Below are 18,463 nucleotides of genomic sequence, written 5' to 3'. Positions count from 1 at the left end.
CTCAGCCGGGGTGCGTCATGGACAGTACGTCGAGCGCCGTGTCCAGCTGCTCCTCGGTCACCTCGCCGCGCTCCACGAAGCCCAGGTCGACGACCGCCTCGCGGATCGTGAGCCCCTGGGCGACCGCATGCTTGGCGACCTTCGCGGCGGCCTCGTAGCCGATCACCCGGTTCAGCGGCGTCACGATCGAGGGCGACGACTCGGCGAGGGCGCGTGCGCGCTCCACGTTGACCTCGAGCCCGTCGACCGTCTTGTCCGCCAGCAGGCGGCACGCGCTGGTCAGGAGCCGGATCGACTCGAGCAGTGCGGTGCCCATGACCGGGATGGCGACGTTCAGCTCGAAGAAGCCCGAGGCGCCCGACCAGGCGATCGTCGCGTCGTTGCCCACCACGCGGGACGTGACCATGAGCACGGCCTCCGGGATGACCGGGTTGACCTTGCCGGGCATGATCGACGATCCGGGCTGGAGGTCCGGGATGTGCAGCTCCCCGAGCCCCGTGTTCGGACCGGAGCCCATCCAGCGGATGTCGTTGCAGATCTTGGTGAGGCTCACCGCGAGCACGCGCAGGGCGCCGGACGCCTCGACGAGCGCGTCCCGGGCCCCCTGGGCCTCGAAGTGGTCGCGCGCCTCGGTGATCGGCAGGCCGGTGTCCTCGGCCAGGATCTGGATGACCCGCTGGGGGAACCCGGCCGGGGTGTTGATGCCCGTGCCGGTGGCGGTGCCGCCCAGGGGCACCTCGGCGACCCGGGGGACCGAGGCGTTGACCCGGTCGATCGCGAGCCGGATCTGGCGGGCGTAGCCGCCGAACTCCTGCCCGAAGGTGACCGGCGTCGCATCCATGAGGTGCGTGCGTCCCGACTTGACCACGTCCTTCCACAGCGACGCCTTGACCTCGAGCGAGGACGCGAGGTGGGTGAGCGCGGGGACCAGGTCCCGGAGCAGCGCCTCCGTGACCGCGACGTGCACCGAGGTCGGGAACACGTCGTTGGAGGACTGGGAGGCGTTCACGTGGTCGTTCGGGTGCACGGGGGAGCCGAGCGACGTGCTCGCGAGCGAGGCGAGCACCTCGTTCATGTTCATGTTCGAGGAGGTCCCGCTGCCGGTCTGGTAGACGTCGATCGGGAACTGATCCAGGTGCTCGCCGGCGACGACCTCGTCCGCGGCAGCGACGACCGCGTCCGCGATCTGCTGGTCGAGCACTCCGAGCTGCCCATTCACGATGGCCGCGGCCCGCTTGATGCGCGCGAGCGCGACGATCTGCGCGTCCTCGAGCCGGTCGCCCGAGATGGGGAAGTTCTCCACCGCCCGCTGCGTCTGCGCGGCGTAGAGCGCGCTCTTCGGCACCCGCACCTCGCCCATGGTGTCGTGCTCGATGCGGTAGTCGGTGTCCACCACTGCGTGGCTCCTTCGTGCTGGTCGGTCTGGCTCTGTCTGGACGGGAAAGCTGCGTCAGGCGGCGGAGACGCCGGCCTGCGGACGCCCGACGTCGCCGATCACGAGATCGAAGCCGGCCCGGCCCTCGGCCAGCCGGTAGTGCGCGCCGACCAGAGCAAGGCTACCGTCGGCGATCGCCTGGGCGATGAGCTCCGACCGGGTCATGAGCTCGGCGACGGTGTTGCGCAGATGGCGGCGGCCGACCTCGGCGGCATCGGTGCGCTCCGGATCGATGGTGCCGTCCTCGGCCGCGACGCCTACCTCCCGCACGGCCGGGATGATGCCGGCCACATGGTTGCGGATGAGTGCGGGCAGCCGCGGCGCCTCGCCGCCCTGCGAGTCGATGGCCGCTCGGACCGCACCGCACTCGTCGTGCGCGAGGACGACGATGAGCGGCACCTCGAGCACCGCGACCGCGTACTCGAGCGACGCCACCGACGAGTTGGAGATGACCTGGCCGGCGTTGCGCACCACGAACAGGTCGCCGAGGCCGGTGTCGAAGATGATCTCGGCCGCGAGGCGCGAATCGCTGCAGCCGAAGAGCGCGGCGAGGGGTTCTGCACGTGCGCGAGCTGCTCACGCCGCTCGACGTCCTGCCGGGGGTGCTGGGGCTCGCCCCGCACGAAGCGCTCGTTGCCGCGCACCAGCTCCTCCCACGCCGATGCCGGCGTGCGCTGTTCACTCATTCGCGTCCAGGTCCTTTCCCACTGCTGCCGCCAGCTGCTCGGCCTCGGCCGGGTCGGCCGTGCCGTAGACCGCGTAGATGCCGTCCGCCGTCTCGGTGGAGAGGGCGTACTCGACGTTGCCGTGCCCGCCGGTCTCCCGGTTGTCGTAGACGGTCCACTCGCGGCCGCCGATGCGGGTCGTCGAGTCGGCGCGGGACTTCTGGAGGAGCGTCGACAGCCACGTCGGGTTCGCGTCGACGCCCTGACTGAAGCCCAGGTAGTCCTTCGCCGGCGTCAGGAACCCGATGTACCAGGTGACGATCTTGTCGGCGGCGCTCGTCCGGAGCTCGGCCGAGTTCGAGCGCCAGCCGGAGCCGAGTTCCGGCACGACGAGGGGAGCGTCCACCGCGCCCTGGGCCTCCTGCGCGACCTGGCGGTAGTCCACGTCGGGCGCGAACTGCTGGTCGCCTCGCGGCACGATCAGCACGAGCACGAGGACCACGCCGAGAGAGGCGATCAGCGACAGCCAGAGGTTCGTGATCGTCTGCCGGGACCGGCGCTTCCTGCTGGCCTCGGCCTTCCGGGCGAGCGTCTCCTCCGGCGTCTCGGGGCGCCCGAGCTCGGCGACGATGGCCGGCTGGCGCTGGCGGCTCATGGCCGGGGCTGCGCGGAGGGCGACGCGTTTCGCGCGGCGTCCAGCCGGGCACGGGCGTCGAGCAGCCACTCCTCGCAGCGGCGGGCGAGCTCCTCGCCACGCTCCCACAGCTGGAGCGACCGCTCCAGCGTCTCGGCGCCCTGCTCGAGCTCGCCGACCACGCGGATCAGCTCGTCGCGCGCCTGCTCGTAGCTGAGCTCGGCGACGGGGAGGGCCTGTTCGGGCATGGCCACCAGTCTATTCGGACCCGCCGACGGGTCCGCCGGGGGCGCCGGCGGTCACGGTCTCCCCGGGCCTGGGGAGGGCGGCGCCGAGCGAGCCGGTGCTGACGGCGCCGAGGGAACCGTCGGGGAGGCGGAGGCGCAGGGCGGCGCCCGCCGGCGCCTCCTCCGTGCTGCGGAGGACCCGGCCGTCCTCGAGCTGTGCGATGGCGTAGCCGCGCGCGAGCGTGCTCTCGGGGGACAGCGCCCGGAGCCTGCCGCGCAGCTGCGCCGTCGTCGTCGAGGCTCGCTCGAGCACGCGGTGGAGCAGCTCGCCGCCGCGGGCGACGTAGCGGCTGAGCTCGTCCGCGCGGCGGTCCACCATCCAGGTCGGCGTCGCGAGCGACGGCCGGCTGCGGAGCGCGGTGATCCGGTCCACCTCGATGGCGACGGTGTGGGTGACCCGGCTGCGGATGCGGGCGCGCGCCTGCTCGATCCGGGCGAGCTCCTCGGTCACATCCGGCACGACCCGCTTCGCGGCGTCGGTGGGCGTCGAGGCGCGGAGGTCGGCGACCTCGTCGAGGAGCGGGCGGTCGGCCTCGTGCCCGATCGCGCTGACGAGCGGCGTCGTGATCGCGGCGACAGCCCGGATCAGCTTCTCGTCGCTGAAGGGCAGGAGATTCTGGAAGTCGCCGCCGCCGCGGGCGACGATGATGACGTCGACCTCGGGGTCGGCGTCAAGCCGGCGGATCGCACCGGTCACCTCGGCCGCGGCCCGATCGCCCTGCACCGACGCGTAGGCGATCCGGAACTGCACAGCCGGCCAGCGCAGCTGGGCGTTGCGGAGCACATCCTTCTCGGCGTCCGAGTCCTTGCCCGTGACGAGCCCGATCCTGGCGGGGAGGAACGGCAGTCTCCGCTTGTGCTCCCGGGAGAAGAGCCCCTCGGCGGCGAGCTGGGCCCGGAGCCGCTCCAGCCGCTCCAGCAGGTCGCCGAGGCCGACGTGGCGGATCTCGTACACCTGCATGGTGAGGGTGCCGCCCTTGACCCAGAAGTTCGGCTTCAGCAGCACGATCACGCGGTCGCCCTGCTTGAGGTCGTTGGGGATCCGCGCCCGGACGGACGACCAGACCGAGAAGCCGATCGTCGCGTCCTGCTCGAGATCCTTGAGCTTGCCGTAGACGGTCCCACCCGAGACGCTCCACTGGGTGATCTCGCCCTCGACCCACACGGTGCCGAGGCGGTCGATGTAGTCCCGGAGCTTGCCGGCGAGCAGCGCGACCGGCCAGGGGGCGTCGACGGTGGCGCGGCTCTCGCTCATCGGCTCCCCCTTCCGTTCCGTGCTCGTCATCCGCGGGCGCCTGCGCGATGGCCGCTTTCAGCGGCCCCGCACGCAGCGGCAACTACAATTCCGGGGTGAGCAACGCGACCATCGGCCTCGGCATGCCCCGGATCCCCCGGGCGCGGAACAGGCTAACCGATACCCCTGTCGCCGGGACCAAGCGCGTGCTCCTCGCCGCTCCCCGCGGATACTGCGCGGGCGTCGACCGCGCGGTGATCGCCGTGGAGAAGGCGCTCGAGCACTATGGCTCACCCGTCTACGTGCGCAAGCAGATCGTCCACAACATCCACGTGGTGTCCGAGCTCGAGAAGAAGGGCGCCGTCTTCGTCGACGAGGTCGACGAGGTCCCGGAGGGGGCGACCGTCGTGTTCAGCGCCCACGGAGTGTCGCCGGCCGTCGTGCAGTCCGCCGCGCTCCGCGGCCTGCACGCCATCGACGCGACGTGTCCGCTCGTGACCAAGGTGCACCGCGAGGCCGTCCGCTTCTCCCGCGACGACTTCGAGATCCTGCTCATCGGCCACGCCGGCCATGAGGAGGTCGAGGGCACCGCAGGGGAGGCGCCGGACCACATCACGCTCGTCAACTCGCCCGAGGACGTGCCGAACATCACGGTCAAGGACCCGGACAAGGTCGTGTGGCTGTCCCAGACGACGCTCTCGGTCGACGAGACGATGGAGACGGTCCGCCGGCTGCGTGAGCGCTTCCCGAACCTGCAGGATCCGCCCAGCGACGACATCTGCTACGCAACGCAGAACCGGCAGGTGGCGATCAAGAAGGTCGCGCGCGACTCCGACCTGGTGATCGTGGTCGGCTCGGCGAACTCCTCCAACTCGGTGCGCCTCGTGGAGGTCGCTCTGGAGCACGGCGCCAAGGCGGCCTACCGGGTGGACTACGCGAGCGAGGTCCGCCAGGAGTGGCTCGACGGCGTGCAGACCGTGGGCGTGACGAGCGGCGCCTCCGTGCCCGAGGAGCTCGTGCAGGAGCTGCTCGACGACCTCGCCGACGCGGGCTACGGGGACGTGCAGCAGGTGAAGACCGCCGAAGAGGACCTCATCTTCTCCCTGCCCAAGGAGCTGCGCCGCGACGTCGCCGGCCGGCAGGACGCCCGGGCGCTCGGCGGCCGCGCCCGCGCCGGTGAGCAGCAGTGAGCGATCGTCCCACCTCCGGTCCCGCACCCCGCTACGGCGAGTACGGACCCGTTCCCGAGCAGCCGCCGGTACCGCCCGTCGTCGCGGAGCCGGCCGCCGCGGTCCCGGCGCCGCGCGCGAACGCCGCGGCCCCGGCCGCAGGGACGCGCGTGTGGGACCGCCTCCTCACCGGCGTCCTGCTCGGACTCGGCACTCTCAACGTGCTCACCGGCATCCCGACCATGCTCGCCCTGCCCCGCGTGCTCGACGAGCAGTACCGGGCGCAGGGCTTCGGGACCTACACCTCCGACGCGCTCGCGGCCGCGATCGGCGTCGTCATCAACGTCGTGGGCGTCCTGCTGCTGATCGCCGCGATCCTGCTCGCGGTCCGCCGGCTGCGCGCCGGCCGCCTCGCGTTCTGGGTGCCGCTCGCGGCAGGCGCGACGCTCTTCGTCGTGACGGGCGTGCTCGTCGTCGCCGCGATGCTCGGCGACCCTGCCCTGCCCGCCTACCTTGACGGCGGGGCTCCCGCGGCAACTTCCGCGCCGTAGCCGCAATCGCGGAGCCTGCGGGCGTCAGCTCGCGGACTTGCCGTACGAGCCGAGCTCGCGGGTCGCCTCGACCACGCGCTTCGCCATGGCCGACTCGGCGATCTTGCCCCAGGCGCGCGGGTCGTAGATCTTCTTGCTGCCGACCTCGCCGTCCACCTTGAGGACGCCGTCGTAGTTCTTGAACATGGTGTCGGCGATCGAGCGCGTGAACGCGTACTGAGTGTCCGTGTCGATGTTCATCTTGATCACGCCGTTGCTCACGGCCTCGGTGATCTCGTCCTGGCTCGACCCCGACCCGCCGTGGAAGACGAGGTCGAGCGGCTTGGAGCCGTGGCCGTACTTCTCGGCGAGGCCGGCCTGGATCTGGCCGAGCAGCTCCGGGCGCAGCCGGACGTTGCCCGGCTTGTAGACGCCGTGCACGTTGCCGAAGGTGAGGGCGGCCATGTACCGGCCGTTCTCGCCGAACCCCAGGGCGTCGACCGTCTTCTCGGCGTCCTCGAGAGTCGTGTAGAGGTGCTCGTTGATCTCGTTCGCGACGCCGTCCTCCTCGCCACCGACGACGCCGATCTCGATCTCGAGGATCGCCGAGATGGCCTTCGTGCGGGCGAGGAGGTCGCCCGCGATCGAGAGGTTCTCGTCGAGCGGCACCGCCGAGCCGTCCCACATGTGCGACTGGAAGATCGGGTTGCGGCCGGCGCGGACCTCGTCCTCGGACGCGGCGATCAGCGGCAGCACGAAGCCGTCGAGGGCATCCTTCGGGCAGTGGTCCGTGTGCAGCGCGACGGTGATCGGGTAGTTCTTGGCGACCTCGGTCGCGAACGCCGCGAAGGCGAGGGCGCCGGAGGCGCGGTTCTTGACGCTCTGGCCGGCGAAGTAGTCGGCGCCGCCCGTCGTGACCTGGATGATGCCGTCCGAGCCCGCCTCGGTGAGCCCCTGCAGGACCGCGTTGATCGTGGACGAGGACGAGACGTTGACCGCCGGGTAGGCGAACCCCTCGTTCTTCGCCCGGTCGAGCATCTCGGCGTACTGGTCCGGGGTGGCGATCGGCATCGGCGTCTCCTTGCTGGGGGTGTCAGCCCAACTCTAGCGAGCGCGCCAGCACGCCTCCCGGGGCGACCCGGACCTCTCCGCGGTCAGGCGGTGTGCCGCGCCCGGTGGGCCGGAACGCCCGACGGGTCCATCAGCTCCGGCTCGTGATCGGCGATTGCCTCGAGCTCGTGCTCGATGACCGCGAGCAGCGCGTTGTCGGTCGCAGGGGTGCGGCCGGACAGCGGGGGATATGCGGGCGCCGTCTCCTCTCCCTCGCGCGACTCGTCCGCCGCGTCGGCGATCCCGGCCGGCTTCTCCGCGGCAGAGGCCGCGACGATGTCGGCCTCGACGACGTCGGCGTCGAGGATCTCCGCCTCGAGCGCGTCGTCCGTCAGCGGCTCGGAGGTGAACTCCAGCGCGGTGAGCTTCTTCGTGGTCGCGTCGATGTGCCGGGGCGTGGGGATCACCTTGGACTCGTCGAGCTTCTCGAGCTGGCGGGCAGTGACGAGGACGCGGCCCTCGAGCGAGCTCGCGAACTTGTTGTAGCTGTCGACGGTGCGCTCGAGCGAGCGCCGCAGCCCCTCCGCGTGCTCGCTGAGCGTGGCGAGGCGCTGGTAGAGGGTCTTGCCGAGGTCGAAGAGCTTCTTGGCGTCCTCGGTGAGCACGTCCTGCTGCCACGTGAACGCGACGGTCTTCAGCACGGCCCAGAGGCTGACCGGCGACGCGAGCGGCACGCGCTTGTTGAAGGCGTACTCGAGCAGCGCCGGATCCTGTTCCAGCGCTGCGGCCAGCAGCGACTCGCTCGGGATGAACGCGATGGTGAACTCGGGACTCGCGTCGAGACCGGTCCAGTACGCCTTGCCGGCGAGGGCGTCGATGTGCCCCTTCACCTGCTTGGCGTGGTCGGCGAGCAGCACGCGGCGGCGCACCTCGTCGTCGCCGGTGGCGGTGGCCGGGATGGCGCTCGCGTCGAGGTACTTCGAGTAGGGCACCTTGGAGTCCACCGCGATGGACTTGCCGCCGGGCAGGCGCACGACGAGGTCGGGACGACCGGCGCCGCTCTCGCCCGCGATGGTGGTCTGCAGGGAGAAGTCGACGCGGTTGGTGAGGCCGGCGGCCTCGACCACGTTGCGCAGCTGCGTCTCGCCCCAGACCCCGCGCGTGCTGTTGTTGCGGAGGGCGGAGGCCAGGGACTCGGCGGTCGCGCGGATCTGCTCGTTCGTCGTGCGGGTCTGGCTCAGCTGCTCGGCGATCGCCCCGTACTGCTGGGAGCGCTGCGCCTCCAGATCCGTCACCTTCGTCTGCATCACGCGCAGGGTCTCCTGCACCGGGCTGAGCGCCTGGAGGACCTTGCTCTCCACGGCGTCCCGCTGCTTCTGCGCCGACTGCTCGGACGCCTGCCGCTCCATGAGGTCGCGGAAGCGCAGCTCGTGAGCCGCCACCTGTGCACGGAGGCCCTCGGCGGTGGCGGAGATGGAGGCCAGCTCGCGCTCGAGCTCGCCCTTGGCGGCGGCCTCCTCGGCGCGCACCTGGAGCAGCGCGGCCTGGTGCCGGGCGTCGATCAGGGCCGGGTCCTCCGCCGGCTGCACAGCGCGGCTGCGGCGCTTCGCGAGGAGCGCGCCGAGGGCGATTCCGAGCACGAGCCCGACGACGAGGCCGAGGAGCAGGAAGAGGGCGAGGTCCATGGCGCACAGTGTCCTCGCGGGGTCCGACATCGGCGGCAGGACGCGCCCGCTGTCAGGCTTCCGGAAGTCATCTGGCGCTCCCCGGAGTCCGCAATAGAGTGTCGGCATGACCCTCATCGAGCACTGGATCGGCGGCAAGGCGCACCCCAACGGGACGGAGCGGACCGGTCCCGTGTTCGACCCGGCGCGCGGCGTCCAGCAGCACGAGGTGGCCCTCGCGGGCGAGGCCGAGATCGAGGCGGCCGTCGCCGCGGCGAAGGCCGCGTACCCGGCCTGGCGGGACACCTCCCTCGCACGCCGGTCGCAGGTGCTCTTCGCCTTCCGCGAGCTGCTCAACGCCCGGAAGGGCGAACTCGCCGAGATCCTCACCTCCGAGCACGGCAAGGTGCTCACCGACGCCGCCGGGGAGATCGCGCGCGGCCTCGAGGTCGTCGAGTTCGCGACCGGCTTCCCGCACCTGCTCAAGGGCGAGTTCACCGAGAACGCCTCGACCGGCGTCGACGTCTACTCGCTGCGCCAGCCGCTCGGCGTGGTCGGCATCATCTCGCCGTTCAACTTCCCGGCCATGGTGCCGATGTGGTTCTTCCCGATCGCGCTGGCCGCGGGCAACACGGTCGTGCTGAAGCCGAGCGAGAAGGACCCGTCGGCCGCCAACTGGATGGCCGCGCTCCTGAAGGAGGCGGGGCTGCCCGACGGCGCGTTCAACGTGCTGCACGGCGACAAGCAGGCCGTGGACGGCCTCCTCACCCACCCCGACGTGAAGAGCATCTCCTTCGTCGGCTCGACGCCGATCGCCAAGTACATCTACGAGACGGCCGCCCAGCACGGCAAGCGCGTGCAGGCGCTCGGCGGTGCGAAGAACCACATGCTGGTGCTGCCGGACGCCGACCTCGACCTCACGGCCGACGCCGCGGTCAACGCCGGCTTCGGCTCCGCGGGCGAGCGGTGCATGGCCATCTCCGTCGTCGTGGCGGTCGAGCCGGTCGCCGACGACCTGATCGCGAAGATCACCGAGCGGATGGCCACGCTGAAGGTGGGCGACGGCCGGAAGTCGTGCGACATGGGCCCGCTCATCACCGGGGAGCACCGGGACAAGGTGGCGTCCTACGTCGACCTCGCTGTGCAGGACGGCGCCGAGGTCGTCGTCGACGGCCGCGGCATCGAGGTGGACGGGGAGGCGGACGGCTTCTGGTTCGGCCCCACCCTCATCGACAAGGTGCCCGTCACATCGCGCGTCTACACCGACGAGATCTTCGGGCCCGTGCTGTCCATCGTCCGCGTCGCCAGCTACGAGGAGGGCGTCGAGCTCATCAACTCCTCCGAGTACGGCAACGGCACCGCGATCTTCACCAACGACGGGGAGCGGCACGCCGCTTCCAGAACGAGGTGGAGGTGGGCATGATCGGCATCAACGTGCCGATCCCGGTGCCCGTCTCGTACTACTCGTTCGGCGGCTGGAAGAACTCGCTGTTCGGCGACACGAAGGCGTACGGCCCGGACGCGTTCCACTTCTTCACGCGGCAGAAGGCCATCACCTCCCGCTGGCTCGACCCGAGCCACGGCGGCATCAACCTGGGCTTCCCGCAGACCACCCACTGAGACGGGCCCCGGGCCGGGCGCCGCGCCTTACCTGCTGGGCACCGCGCCTTCCCTTCCCTCGCTCAGCAGGCATTTTCGGCTTCAGCAGGCGGAAACGGCCGGATTCTGCCTGCTGAGCGCGATTCTGCCTGCTGAGGGAGAGGGCGTCGCGGGGAGAGGGCGTAGGGGGAGCGGGCGTAGGGGAGCGGCGGTCGCGTCAGTGCGCGGCTGCGTGGCCCCACATGCCGGCGAGGTGCGCCATCACGAAGGACGGGAACGACGCGATCTTCGCGTCGACGAGCATCGGCCGCGAGCGGGGACCGGCGAGCCAGTCGGCGATCGGGTCGAGGTCCTCGGGTGCCCGGACGGTGATCGCGTCCCAGCCGAAGCCCCGGGCGGCGGCGGCGAGGTCCGCGTCGGGGAAGACGACGGTGTCGAGCGGATGCCCGTCGGGCCCGAACTGGAGCGACTCGGCGCCGTAGGCGTGGTCGTCGTACACCACCACGAGCAGGGGGAGCCGCTCGCGTACCACGGTCTCGAGCTCTGCGGCGCTCATCAGGATGCCGCCGTCGCCCACGCACGCGACCACCTGCCGGTCGGGACGGCCGACCGCGGCGCCGATCGCGGTCCCCAGTCCGAGCCCCATCGACACGAAGCCGATCGGTGCGCACAGGCCGGCGGCGTCCGGCACGTCGAGGAACAGCATCGGGTAGGACGAGTGGTTGCCGATGTCGGTGCAGATGACGCGCTCGCGGGGAGGAGCTCGCCGAGGCGCAGGCTGAGCGTGCGCGGGTCGATCCGGCCGTCGCCGCCCTCGTCCTCGTAGGGGAGGTCCTTCCAGTGGGCGCCGGCCCCGATCCTCGCCGCGACCTCAGCCGTGCGGTACCGCGTCTGCCCGTCGCGGGGAATGCGCTCGGCGACCGCGCGCACCGTCTCTGCGACGTCGGCGCAGATCCCGAGGTCGACGCGGGCCTGGCGCCCCAGGGCCTCGCGGTCGCGGTCGATCTGCACGAGCGTCGCGTCCTCGCCGAAGACGGCTCCGCCGCGGGAGGTCCAGACGTTGAGGCTCGCTCCCCACGCGACGATGAGGTCGGCGTCCGCGAGCAGGCGCGCGGTCTCCGGGGTCGAGAAGCCGCCGGAGACGTCGAGGTCGAAGGCGTCGCCCGCGAAGAGGCCGCGAGCGGCCACGCTCGTCGCGAGCAGGGCCCCCGTGGCGGCGCCGAGCTCGCGGAGCGCCGGCCCGGCCGCGCGTGCGCCTCGACCGGCGAGGAGGACCGGGCGGCGAGCGGCGGCCAGCAGCGCGGCCAGCTGCTCGACCGCGTCCGCGGAGGGAGCGGCGGGAGTGGGGGCAGGCAGCGGTCGCGGCGCCGTCTCCTCGGCGGTCGCGTCGAGCACCTCGAGCGGGAGGTTCAGCACCACGGTCGCTCCGTCGAGCGCCGCCCGCCGGTATGCCCGGGCGGTCTCGCGGGCGGCGTTGCGAGGGGAGGTCACCGCGTGCAGCTCGGCGCCGAGCGCCCGGACCAGCGCCGTCTGGTCGAGGTAGAAGGAGAGGTCGGGCCCGGACGCGCGCGCCTCCGGAACCAGCACGAGCATCGGCGTGCGGCTCTTCACCGCCTCCACGATCCCCGTCACGGCGTTCGTGAGGCCGTTGCCGTGGTGCAGCGAGACCACCGGCAGGCGATCGGTCGCCCGGACGAAACCGTCCGCCATCGCGACCGCACCGGCCTCGTGCCGACTCGACACGAAGCGCGCCCCGCGGCCGACGAGGGCGTTGGTGAGCAGGAAGTTGCTGCTGCCCACGAGTCCGAACACGTCCGTGACGCCGAGGCGCACCAGCGTCTCGGCGACCGTGTCGGCGACGATCACGGCGCGGTGTCTGCCGCCGCTGCCCCGGCCCCCGACGCCGTCCTGCGCGTCGACTGGTCCCTGATCATCTCGGCGATCTCGGTGCGCAGTTGCACGAAGTGCTCCGATGCCCGGGTCGCCACCTGGTCGCGGGGCGAGGGGAGGTCGACCTCCATGGTCGTCACGATCGTCGAGGGGGACTTGGACAGCACGAGCACGCGGTCGGCGAGGTAGACGCTCTCGTCGATGTCGTGGGTGACGAAGAGGATCGTCATGTCGAACCGCCGGCGGACGTCGAGCATGAGGTCCTCGAGCTCCGCCCGGGTCTGGGCGTCGACCGAGGCGAACGGCTCGTCCATGAGGAGGATCTTCGGCCGGTAGGCCAGTGCCCGCGCGATGGCGACGCGCTGCTGCATGCCGCCGGAGAGCTGCCACGGGTACTTGTCGGCGGCCCCGCTCAGCCCGACCGCGTCGAGGCTCTCCCGGATGCGCTCGGCCCGCTCCTCCTTCGGGAGGCCGCGGGGCAGGACGAAGCCGATGTTGCCGGCCACGGTGCGCCAGGGGAACAGCGAGCGGCTGTAGTCCTGGAAGACGAGCGCGAGGTCCCGGGGCACGTCGGTGACCGGCTCGCCACCGAGGTACACCGTGCCGCGGGTCGGCTTCATGAGGCCGGACAGGCAGCGCAGCATGGTCGTCTTGCCGCAGCCGGACGGCCCGACGATCGACACGAAGGCGCCCTCGGGCACCGTGAAGTCGAGCCGCCCGATCGCCTCGTGGCGCTGCCGCCCCTCGTAGACGTGCCCGAGACCCTCGATCGTCAGCAGATCGGTCCCCGTCGTGGTGACGCTCATGACACTCCCTCTCGCGCGCCCCGATGCCATCTCGTGATCCGCGTCTCCACCAGGGCGAGGAGCGCGTTGAGGACGTAGCCGAGGATGCCGAGGAGCAGGATGCCCGCCCACATGTCGGCCATCCGGTAGGTGCGCTGGGCGCCGAGGATGACGTTGCCGATCCCGTCGGGCAGGCCCACCATCTCGGAGATCACCATGATGATGATCGCGACCGACAGGCTCACGCGCATGCCAGCGAAGATCTTGGGGGCGGCGCTCGGGAGGACGATGCCGAAGAACACCTTGCGGCGGTCGAACTCGAAGACCTTCGCGGTGTCGAGGTGGAGCGACTCCACCGAGCGCACGCCGTCGATCGTGTTGAGCAGCACCGGCCAGATCACCGCGAACGTGATGAGGGACACCCGCATCTCGGTCCCGAAGCCGAGCAGGATGAGGAAGATCGGGATGAGCGCCGGAGGCGGGATCGCGCGCACGAAGTGGACGATCGGCTCCACGTAGTCGCCGAACCTGCGGCTGCGCCCGATCGCGACCCCGAGCAGCACTCCGAGGATCACGGCGACCGTCCAGCCGCCGAGCATCCGGGCGAGGCTCGGCACGATGTTCTGCCCGACCGCCTCGGTGAGGAAGAGGGACGAGGGGGCCCGGACAGCCACAGCTGGACGAAGCGCTCGAGGATGCGCGACAGCGGCGGGAAGAAGAGCGAGTGCGCGAGCTGGGCGGCGATCTCCCAGACCACCGCGAGGCCGAGCAGCGCACCCCAGCGGATGGCGAAGTCGCGCAGGCGGCGCGAGTCCCTCCGGGGCCGGCGTGCGACGCGGACCCCGGTCGCGGCGGCGGTCATGCTGTCCCCTTGTCGGTCTGGCGGAGCGCGGGCTGCCAGGAGAGGAACCGGCGCTCGACGAGCACGAGCACGAAGTTGATGGCGAGGCCGATGAGGCCGGCGATGATCGTGGCCGCGTACACGAGGTCGGGACGGTTGCCGGTCGCGCCCGCGTCGAGCATCCAGCGCCCGAGTCCGTCCGAGGCGCCGGCGAGCAGCTCGGCGCTGATCGCGACGATGAGCGCCACGGACGCGGCGATGCGGATGCCGGTGAAGATGAAGGGCGCCGCGCTCGGCAGCGACACGGTGAGCAGCGTCGACAGGCGGCCCCGCCCGAAGCTCTTCGCCGTGAGCTTCGCGATGGGGTCGACGTCGTGCATGCCGTAGATGGTGTTGAACAGCACCGGCCAGGAGGTCGAGAAGACGATGAGCGCGATCTTCATCTCGGCGTCGTTGCCGAGCACGAGCATCGCGACGGGGATGAGGGCGACCGAGGGGATCGGGCGCAGGAACTCGATGACGGCACGGCTGCCGGAGTAGGCGGCCCGGGAGGAGCCGAGCAGCACGCCGATCGTGACGGACACGACGATGCAGATCCCGAGCCCGATGGCCCAGGCCTCGAGCGTCGCGAGGACCTGGCCGAGGAACTCCGGGTCGACCAGCAGCTGCCCGACGCGCATCAGCACGACGGACGCCGGCGGCAGGAACGCCTCCTTGACGATGCCGGAGCGGGAGATCACCTCCGCCACCGCGAAGAGTGCGAGGAAGCCCAGGGCTCCTCGCACGACCGCCGAGCGGCGGCTCGACCCGGCGCCGGCGCGACGCGGCGCGCGCGGGATCCGGGTGGTCAGGGACGTCATCGTCGTCGACCCCTTTCGGTGGTTCCGGGTGCGGACAGCGGGGTGCGGGGGCCGTGTCGGGCCCCCGCACCGAGGCTATTCGCCCTTCCAGGCGTACTTCGAGAGATCGTCGAGCGGCTTGTCGAGGAGCTTGTACTCGACCATGAGGTCCATCGTCAGCTTCGCGCCCTTGAGGTTCGGCGTGCCGTCCTCCACGAAGTTCGGCAGGGTGATCGCCTTGGCGAGCTCCGGGGTCAGGGTCGTGAACGTCGGCAGGATCTCACGGACCGAGTCCGGGTCGTCGATCGCCATCTGGGTCGCCTTGTCCATGGCGCGGACGAATGCCGCGACCACCCCGGGGTTCTCCTGGGCGTACGCGGTCGCGGTGTTCCAGGTGATCAGCGGGCTCTTGGACTGGCGGTCGTTGCAGGTCGAGGGCGACATGATGCTCTTCAGCCCCTGCGACTTGCCGATCGTGATGAACGGCTCCGGCACGAGTCCGCCGGCGATCCGGCCCTGGCTGACCGCGGCCCCCACCTCGGGGAACGGCACCTCGACGAGCTCGTAGTCGCCCGGCTTCAGCCCGGCGGTCGCGAGGCAGTCGCGGAGCTGGACCTCGGTGGCCGACTGCAGGGTGTTGACCGACAGCGTCTTGCCCTTGAGGTCCTTCGGCGAGTTGATGCCCGAGTCCTCGGCGACGATGACGCCGTTGATGCCCTCCTTGCCGGCGTTGGTGCCCTCGCGCACGACCTGCAGCTCGAGTCCCTGCGAGACCGCCGCGAGGACGTTCGCCCAGGTCGCGGACGTGAACTGCAGCTCGCCCGACACCAGCTGGGTCACGCCCACGGCGCCGCCGGCGATGGTCTCGATCGTGACGTCGAGCCCCTCGTCCTCGAAGTACCCCTCCTGCTGCGCGATGTACAGCGGGGCGTAGTCCCCGGCGGGCAGGGTGCCGACCGTGATGGCGACCGGGTTGTCCTTGCTGGGGCCGGAGTCGCTGTCGGACCCTCCGCCTGAGCTGGACTGGGGACTCGGGGATGAGCCAGAGCAGCCGGCGAGAAGGCCGGTGATGGCGAGTGCGGCGGCGACGGCCGCGACGGACTTCCGGGGGAACGTCATTGCTCTCCTTGCGTCTCTTCGTTGAGATGGTGCCGACCGAGGCGTCGTCCATTGACGCTCCAGCATTTTCAGGCTACCTGAAAGTTTGGGACCCGCCAAGGGGCGCGCCGGGACTCATCGCACGAAGGCGCTGAGGCCGGTGACGGCCCGGCCGACGATGAGCGTGTTGATGTCCCGGGTGCCCTCATACGTGTAGACCGCCTCGGCGTCGGTGAAGAATCGGGCGACGTCCGAGTCGATCACGAGGCCGTTGCCGCCGACGATCTCCCGGGCCAAGGCGACGGTCTCGCGCAGGCGGTCCGCGATCCAGACCTTGGCGAGTGCGGAATCCTCGTCGCGCTGGATCCCCTCGTCCCGGCGCTCCGAGAGGCGCACCGCGACGCCCAGCGAGCCGGTGATGTTGCCGAGCATGCGCACGAGCTTGTCCTGCACGAGCTGGAACCCGGCGATCGGCCGGCCGAACTGCCGGCGCTCGAGCGCGTAGCGGAGCGCCGCCTCGTAGGCGCCCGCTTGCGCGCCCGCGGCGATCCAGGCGACGTCGGGCCGCAGGGTGCGGAACAGCGCCGACACGTCAGCGAACGACCGGATGCGCTGCAGGCGGTGCGACTCGGGGACCACGACGCCGTCGAGGTCGATGTCGGAGTTGGTGACGATCCGGAGCGAGGCCTTCCGCTCGATCGTCGTCAGCGTCATGCCGGGGGCGTCGGTGCGGGCGAGGAAGACCTTCACCTGGCCGTCGGCCACGTCCCGGGCGAACACCGCGACGTACTCGGAATGCGCGGCATTGCCGATCCAGCGCTTCTCGCCGTCGAGGATCCACCGGTCGCCGTCCCGCCGGGCCGTCGTCGCGAGCCCGCGTGCCACATCGGAGCCGTGATCGGGCTCGGTGAGTGCGAAGGCGCCGGTGCGCTCGAACGACACGATCAGCGGATCCCACTCCGCCGCCTGCTCGGGGCTGCCGCCCTGGAGCACGAGCTCGCGGAACATCGCGGTCTGGCCGTGGAACATCATCCCGACTCCGATGTCGACACGCGAGAACTCGAAGGCGCGGAAGCCCGTGTAGATCGCGCGCGGCCGGCCGTCGGGGCCGAGGATGGCGGGATCGTCGATGAGGCGGAGGTCGCGGAGCGGCTCGCGGACCTGGATCGGCGTGACCGCCCGTTCCCAGGAGTCGGCGAGGATCGGCCTGACCTGGGTGTCGAGCACCTTCCGCAGGGCGAGGAGCTTGCCCCGCTCGGCGTCGGTGAGGCGCTCGCCGAAGCCGTACTGGTCGGAGGGGTAGAGCGGGGTCATCCGAGGCCGAGGAGACGGACGGCGTTGTCCTTCAGGATCTTCGGCCGCGCCGCATCCTTGATGTCGAGGCGCTCGAAGTCGGCGAGCCAGCGATCCGGGGTCAGGGCCGGGTAGTCCGAGCCGAAGAGCACCTTGTCCTGCAGGATCGTGCCCGCCTGGCGCACGAGGGCGGGCGCGAAGTACTTCGGCGACCAGCCGGACAGGTCGATGAACACGTTCGACTTGTGCGCCGCCATCGACAGGGCCTCGTCCTGCCACGGGACCGATGGGTGCGCGAGGATGATCGTGAGTCCCGGGAAGTCCGCCGCCACGTCGTCGATCAGCATCGGGTTCGAGTACCTCAGCTTGATGCCGCCGCCGCCCGGCAGGCCGGCGCCCACGCCGGTCTGGCCCGTGTGGATCACCACCGGGAGGCCGAGCTCCTCGAGCGCCGCCCAGAGCTCGCCGAAGGCAGGGTCGCTCGGGTCGAACGCCTGCACGCTGGGATGGAACTTGAACCCCCGGACGCCCGAGTCCGCCGCCAGCCGGCGGGCCTGCCCGATCGCGTCCTTCCCCCGGTGCGGGTCGACGCTGCCGAAGGGGACGAGCACGTCCGGATGCCGGGCCGCGCCCTCGGCGATCTCCTCGCTGCTGTTCGGGATCACGCCCATGGCGGTGCGGGCGTCCACGGTGAACACCACGGCGGCCATGGACCGCTCGCGGTAGTAGTCGGCGAGCTCGTCGACGTTCAGGGCCCGCGGGCTGTGGCCGAAGTAGGCGTCCATCCCGTCGAGCAGCTCCTGCGACAGCGACTGGCGCCCCGTCGAGTCCCTCTGGATGTGCACGTGCATGTCGATCGCCCGGAGAGAGGCGACGTCGAGGGCCGGCTCGTAGCGGGTCATGCGCCCACCCCTCCTCCAGCGTGCGCCGGCGCAGCTGGGCGAGGTCCACCTTGCCGCTGCCCGTGCGCTCGAGGTCCCGGACGACGAGCAGCCTTCGGGGCTTCTTGTAGCTCGCGAGCGCGTTGCCGACATGCGAGATGACATCGGCGGGGGACACCGCGGCCGGGTCCGCGACCGCGATCGCCGCCGCCACGATCTCGCCCCACCTGGCGTCCGGGATGCCGTAGACGACAGCGTCCAGCACGCTCGGGTGGGCGAGCAGCGCTTCCTCGACCTCGGCCGGGTAGACCTTCTCGCCGCCCGAGTTGACGACCGTCGCGCCGCGGCCGAGGAGCTCGATGTGCCCCTCCTCGTCCTCGACCCGCACGAGATCACCCGCGATGATGTGCCGCTTGCCCCGGATCTCGACGAAGTTCGCCGCGGTCTTCACGGGGTCCTTGTAGTAGCCCTTCGGCATCCCGCCGGTGAAGGCGATCCGGCCGACCGAGCCCGGCACCTCCTGCACCTCGTCCTGGTTCTCGTCGAGCACCACGGTGCCAGGCGTGAGC

General features: G+C 71.3%; 17 protein-coding genes and 3 pseudogenes. 3 read left to right on the top strand and 17 right to left on the bottom strand.

From position 1 onward, the window contains the following. Position 1: 1 nt before the first annotated feature. The 5 genes and pseudogenes from QUE51_RS02785 to xseA all read right to left on the bottom strand — a co-directional run bounded on the left by QUE51_RS02785 (position 2) and on the right by xseA (position 4,306). A complete protein-coding gene (locus QUE51_RS02785; protein ID WP_286278094.1) occupies positions 2-1,396 on the bottom strand; it encodes a class II fumarate hydratase in 1,395 nt (464 codons plus the stop codon). A gap of 54 nt (positions 1,397-1,450) precedes the next feature. Next, positions 1,451-2,121, bottom strand: a pseudogene (locus tag QUE51_RS02780) (carbonic anhydrase). Next, positions 2,114-2,755: a DUF4245 domain-containing protein gene (locus QUE51_RS02775; RefSeq protein WP_286278093.1), complete on the bottom strand. Its 642-nt coding sequence runs from the start codon at positions 2,753-2,755 to the stop codon at positions 2,114-2,116. Before QUE51_RS02775 ends, QUE51_RS02780 begins: the two are co-directional and overlap by 8 nt. Continuing rightward, the gene (locus tag QUE51_RS02770) at positions 2,752-2,982 is read right to left on the bottom strand and encodes an exodeoxyribonuclease VII small subunit (RefSeq protein WP_286278092.1); all 231 of its coding nucleotides are present in this window, start codon (positions 2,980-2,982) and stop codon (positions 2,752-2,754) included. Before QUE51_RS02770 ends, QUE51_RS02775 begins: the two co-directional genes overlap by 4 nt. Before the next feature lie 10 nt (positions 2,983-2,992). Further along, positions 2,993-4,306, bottom strand: a complete 1,314-nt coding sequence (xseA, locus tag QUE51_RS02765) for an exodeoxyribonuclease VII large subunit (RefSeq protein WP_286278091.1) — start codon at positions 4,304-4,306, stop codon at positions 2,993-2,995. 92 nt (positions 4,307-4,398) lie between these two features. On the opposite strand from xseA, the gene QUE51_RS02760 reads away from it, so the two are divergent. Then, positions 4,399-5,445, top strand: coding sequence for a 4-hydroxy-3-methylbut-2-enyl diphosphate reductase (locus QUE51_RS02760; RefSeq protein ID WP_286279233.1), 1,047 nt, complete (start codon positions 4,399-4,401; stop codon positions 5,443-5,445). Further along, positions 5,442-5,975, top strand: a complete 534-nt coding sequence (locus QUE51_RS02755; RefSeq protein WP_286278090.1) for a DUF6264 family protein — start codon at positions 5,442-5,444, stop codon at positions 5,973-5,975. The genes QUE51_RS02760 and QUE51_RS02755 overlap by 4 nt, the downstream gene beginning before the upstream one ends. A gap of 24 nt (positions 5,976-5,999) precedes the next feature. Here the strand turns inward: QUE51_RS02755 and fbaA are convergent, their stop codons facing one another. Then, entirely contained in the window at positions 6,000-7,025 is a 1,026-nt protein-coding gene (fbaA, locus tag QUE51_RS02750) for a class II fructose-bisphosphate aldolase (RefSeq protein WP_286278089.1), read from the bottom strand. Between the two features lie 83 nt (positions 7,026-7,108). Then, positions 7,109-8,689: a DNA recombination protein RmuC gene (locus QUE51_RS02745; RefSeq protein ID WP_286278088.1), complete on the bottom strand. Its 1,581-nt coding sequence runs from the start codon at positions 8,687-8,689 to the stop codon at positions 7,109-7,111. 106 nt (positions 8,690-8,795) lie between these two features. Between QUE51_RS02745 and QUE51_RS02740 the strand changes: the two are divergent. After that, positions 8,796-10,288, top strand: a pseudogene (locus tag QUE51_RS02740) (CoA-acylating methylmalonate-semialdehyde dehydrogenase). Positions 10,289-10,484: 196 nt separating this feature from the next. On the opposite strand, the gene QUE51_RS02735 reads toward QUE51_RS02740, so the two are convergent. The 10 genes and pseudogenes from QUE51_RS02735 to QUE51_RS17750 all read right to left on the bottom strand — a co-directional run. After that, a complete protein-coding gene (locus QUE51_RS02735; protein WP_286279232.1) occupies positions 10,485-10,940 on the bottom strand; it encodes a thiamine pyrophosphate-dependent enzyme in 456 nt (151 codons plus the stop codon). Then, positions 10,823-12,133, bottom strand: coding sequence for a thiamine pyrophosphate-binding protein (locus tag QUE51_RS02730; RefSeq protein WP_286278087.1), 1,311 nt, complete (start codon positions 12,131-12,133; stop codon positions 10,823-10,825). Before QUE51_RS02730 ends, QUE51_RS02735 begins: the two co-directional genes overlap by 118 nt. After that, positions 12,130-12,963: an ABC transporter ATP-binding protein gene (locus tag QUE51_RS02725; RefSeq protein WP_286278086.1), complete on the bottom strand. Its 834-nt coding sequence runs from the start codon at positions 12,961-12,963 to the stop codon at positions 12,130-12,132. The genes QUE51_RS02730 and QUE51_RS02725 overlap by 4 nt, the downstream gene beginning before the upstream one ends. Next, a complete protein-coding gene (locus tag QUE51_RS02720; RefSeq protein ID WP_286278085.1) occupies positions 12,960-13,559 on the bottom strand; it encodes an ABC transporter permease in 600 nt (199 codons plus the stop codon). The genes QUE51_RS02725 and QUE51_RS02720 overlap by 4 nt, the downstream gene beginning before the upstream one ends. Next, complete coding sequence (locus QUE51_RS02715) at positions 13,514-13,804, bottom strand: hypothetical protein (RefSeq protein ID WP_286278084.1); 291 nt, start codon at positions 13,802-13,804, stop codon at positions 13,514-13,516. Before QUE51_RS02715 ends, QUE51_RS02720 begins: the two co-directional genes overlap by 46 nt. Continuing rightward, entirely contained in the window at positions 13,801-14,643 is an 843-nt protein-coding gene (locus QUE51_RS02710; RefSeq protein WP_286278083.1) for an ABC transporter permease, read from the bottom strand. Before QUE51_RS02710 ends, QUE51_RS02715 begins: the two co-directional genes overlap by 4 nt. 75 nt (positions 14,644-14,718) lie before the next feature. Continuing rightward, positions 14,719-15,741, bottom strand: a complete 1,023-nt coding sequence (locus QUE51_RS02705) for an ABC transporter substrate-binding protein (RefSeq protein ID WP_286278082.1) — start codon at positions 15,739-15,741, stop codon at positions 14,719-14,721. A 114-nt stretch (positions 15,742-15,855) separates the two neighbouring features. Next, the gene (locus QUE51_RS02700; RefSeq protein WP_286278081.1) at positions 15,856-17,034 is read right to left on the bottom strand and encodes an acyl-CoA dehydrogenase family protein; all 1,179 of its coding nucleotides are present in this window, start codon (positions 17,032-17,034) and stop codon (positions 15,856-15,858) included. Continuing rightward, the gene (locus QUE51_RS02695; protein WP_286278080.1) at positions 17,031-17,915 is read right to left on the bottom strand and encodes an amidohydrolase family protein; all 885 of its coding nucleotides are present in this window, start codon (positions 17,913-17,915) and stop codon (positions 17,031-17,033) included. Before QUE51_RS02695 ends, QUE51_RS02700 begins: the two co-directional genes overlap by 4 nt. A 61-nt stretch (positions 17,916-17,976) precedes the next feature. Further along, positions 17,977-18,372, bottom strand: a pseudogene (locus tag QUE51_RS17750) (AMP-binding enzyme); the annotation flags it as partial. Between the last annotated feature and the right edge of the window lie 91 nt (positions 18,373-18,463).

The organism is Naasia aerilata, assembly GCF_030296595.1.
Taxonomy (GTDB): domain Bacteria; phylum Actinomycetota; class Actinomycetes; order Actinomycetales; family Microbacteriaceae; genus Naasia; species Naasia aerilata.
Note: the sequence above shows the minus strand (reverse complement) of the source record. Positions and strands in the feature narration are given on the sequence as shown.

What these genes read in the sequence shown, in the direction of transcription:
- fbaA (WP_286278089.1), bottom strand. Translation starts at nt 7,025, where the DNA reads ATGCCGATCGCCACCCCGGACCAGTACGCCGAGATGCTCGACCGGGCG.
- QUE51_RS02715 (WP_286278084.1), bottom strand. Translation starts at nt 13,804, where the DNA reads ATGACCGCCGCCGCGACCGGGGTCCGCGTCGCACGCCGGCCCCGGAGG.
- QUE51_RS02705 (WP_286278082.1), bottom strand. Translation starts at nt 15,741, where the DNA reads ATGACGTTCCCCCGGAAGTCCGTCGCGGCCGTCGCCGCCGCACTCGCC.
- QUE51_RS02710 (WP_286278083.1), bottom strand. Translation starts at nt 14,643, where the DNA reads ATGACGTCCCTGACCACCCGGATCCCGCGCGCGCCGCGTCGCGCCGGC.
- QUE51_RS02760 (WP_286279233.1), top strand. Translation starts at nt 4,399, where the DNA reads ATGCCCCGGATCCCCCGGGCGCGGAACAGGCTAACCGATACCCCTGTC.
- QUE51_RS02725 (WP_286278086.1), bottom strand. Translation starts at nt 12,963, where the DNA reads ATGAGCGTCACCACGACGGGGACCGATCTGCTGACGATCGAGGGTCTC.
- QUE51_RS02770 (WP_286278092.1), bottom strand. Translation starts at nt 2,982, where the DNA reads ATGCCCGAACAGGCCCTCCCCGTCGCCGAGCTCAGCTACGAGCAGGCG.
- QUE51_RS02700 (WP_286278081.1), bottom strand. Translation starts at nt 17,034, where the DNA reads ATGACCCCGCTCTACCCCTCCGACCAGTACGGCTTCGGCGAGCGCCTC.
- QUE51_RS02695 (WP_286278080.1), bottom strand. Translation starts at nt 17,915, where the DNA reads ATGACCCGCTACGAGCCGGCCCTCGACGTCGCCTCTCTCCGGGCGATC.
- QUE51_RS02775 (WP_286278093.1), bottom strand. Translation starts at nt 2,755, where the DNA reads ATGAGCCGCCAGCGCCAGCCGGCCATCGTCGCCGAGCTCGGGCGCCCC.
- xseA (WP_286278091.1), bottom strand. Translation starts at nt 4,306, where the DNA reads ATGACGAGCACGGAACGGAAGGGGGAGCCGATGAGCGAGAGCCGCGCC.
- QUE51_RS02745 (WP_286278088.1), bottom strand. Translation starts at nt 8,689, where the DNA reads ATGGACCTCGCCCTCTTCCTGCTCCTCGGCCTCGTCGTCGGGCTCGTG.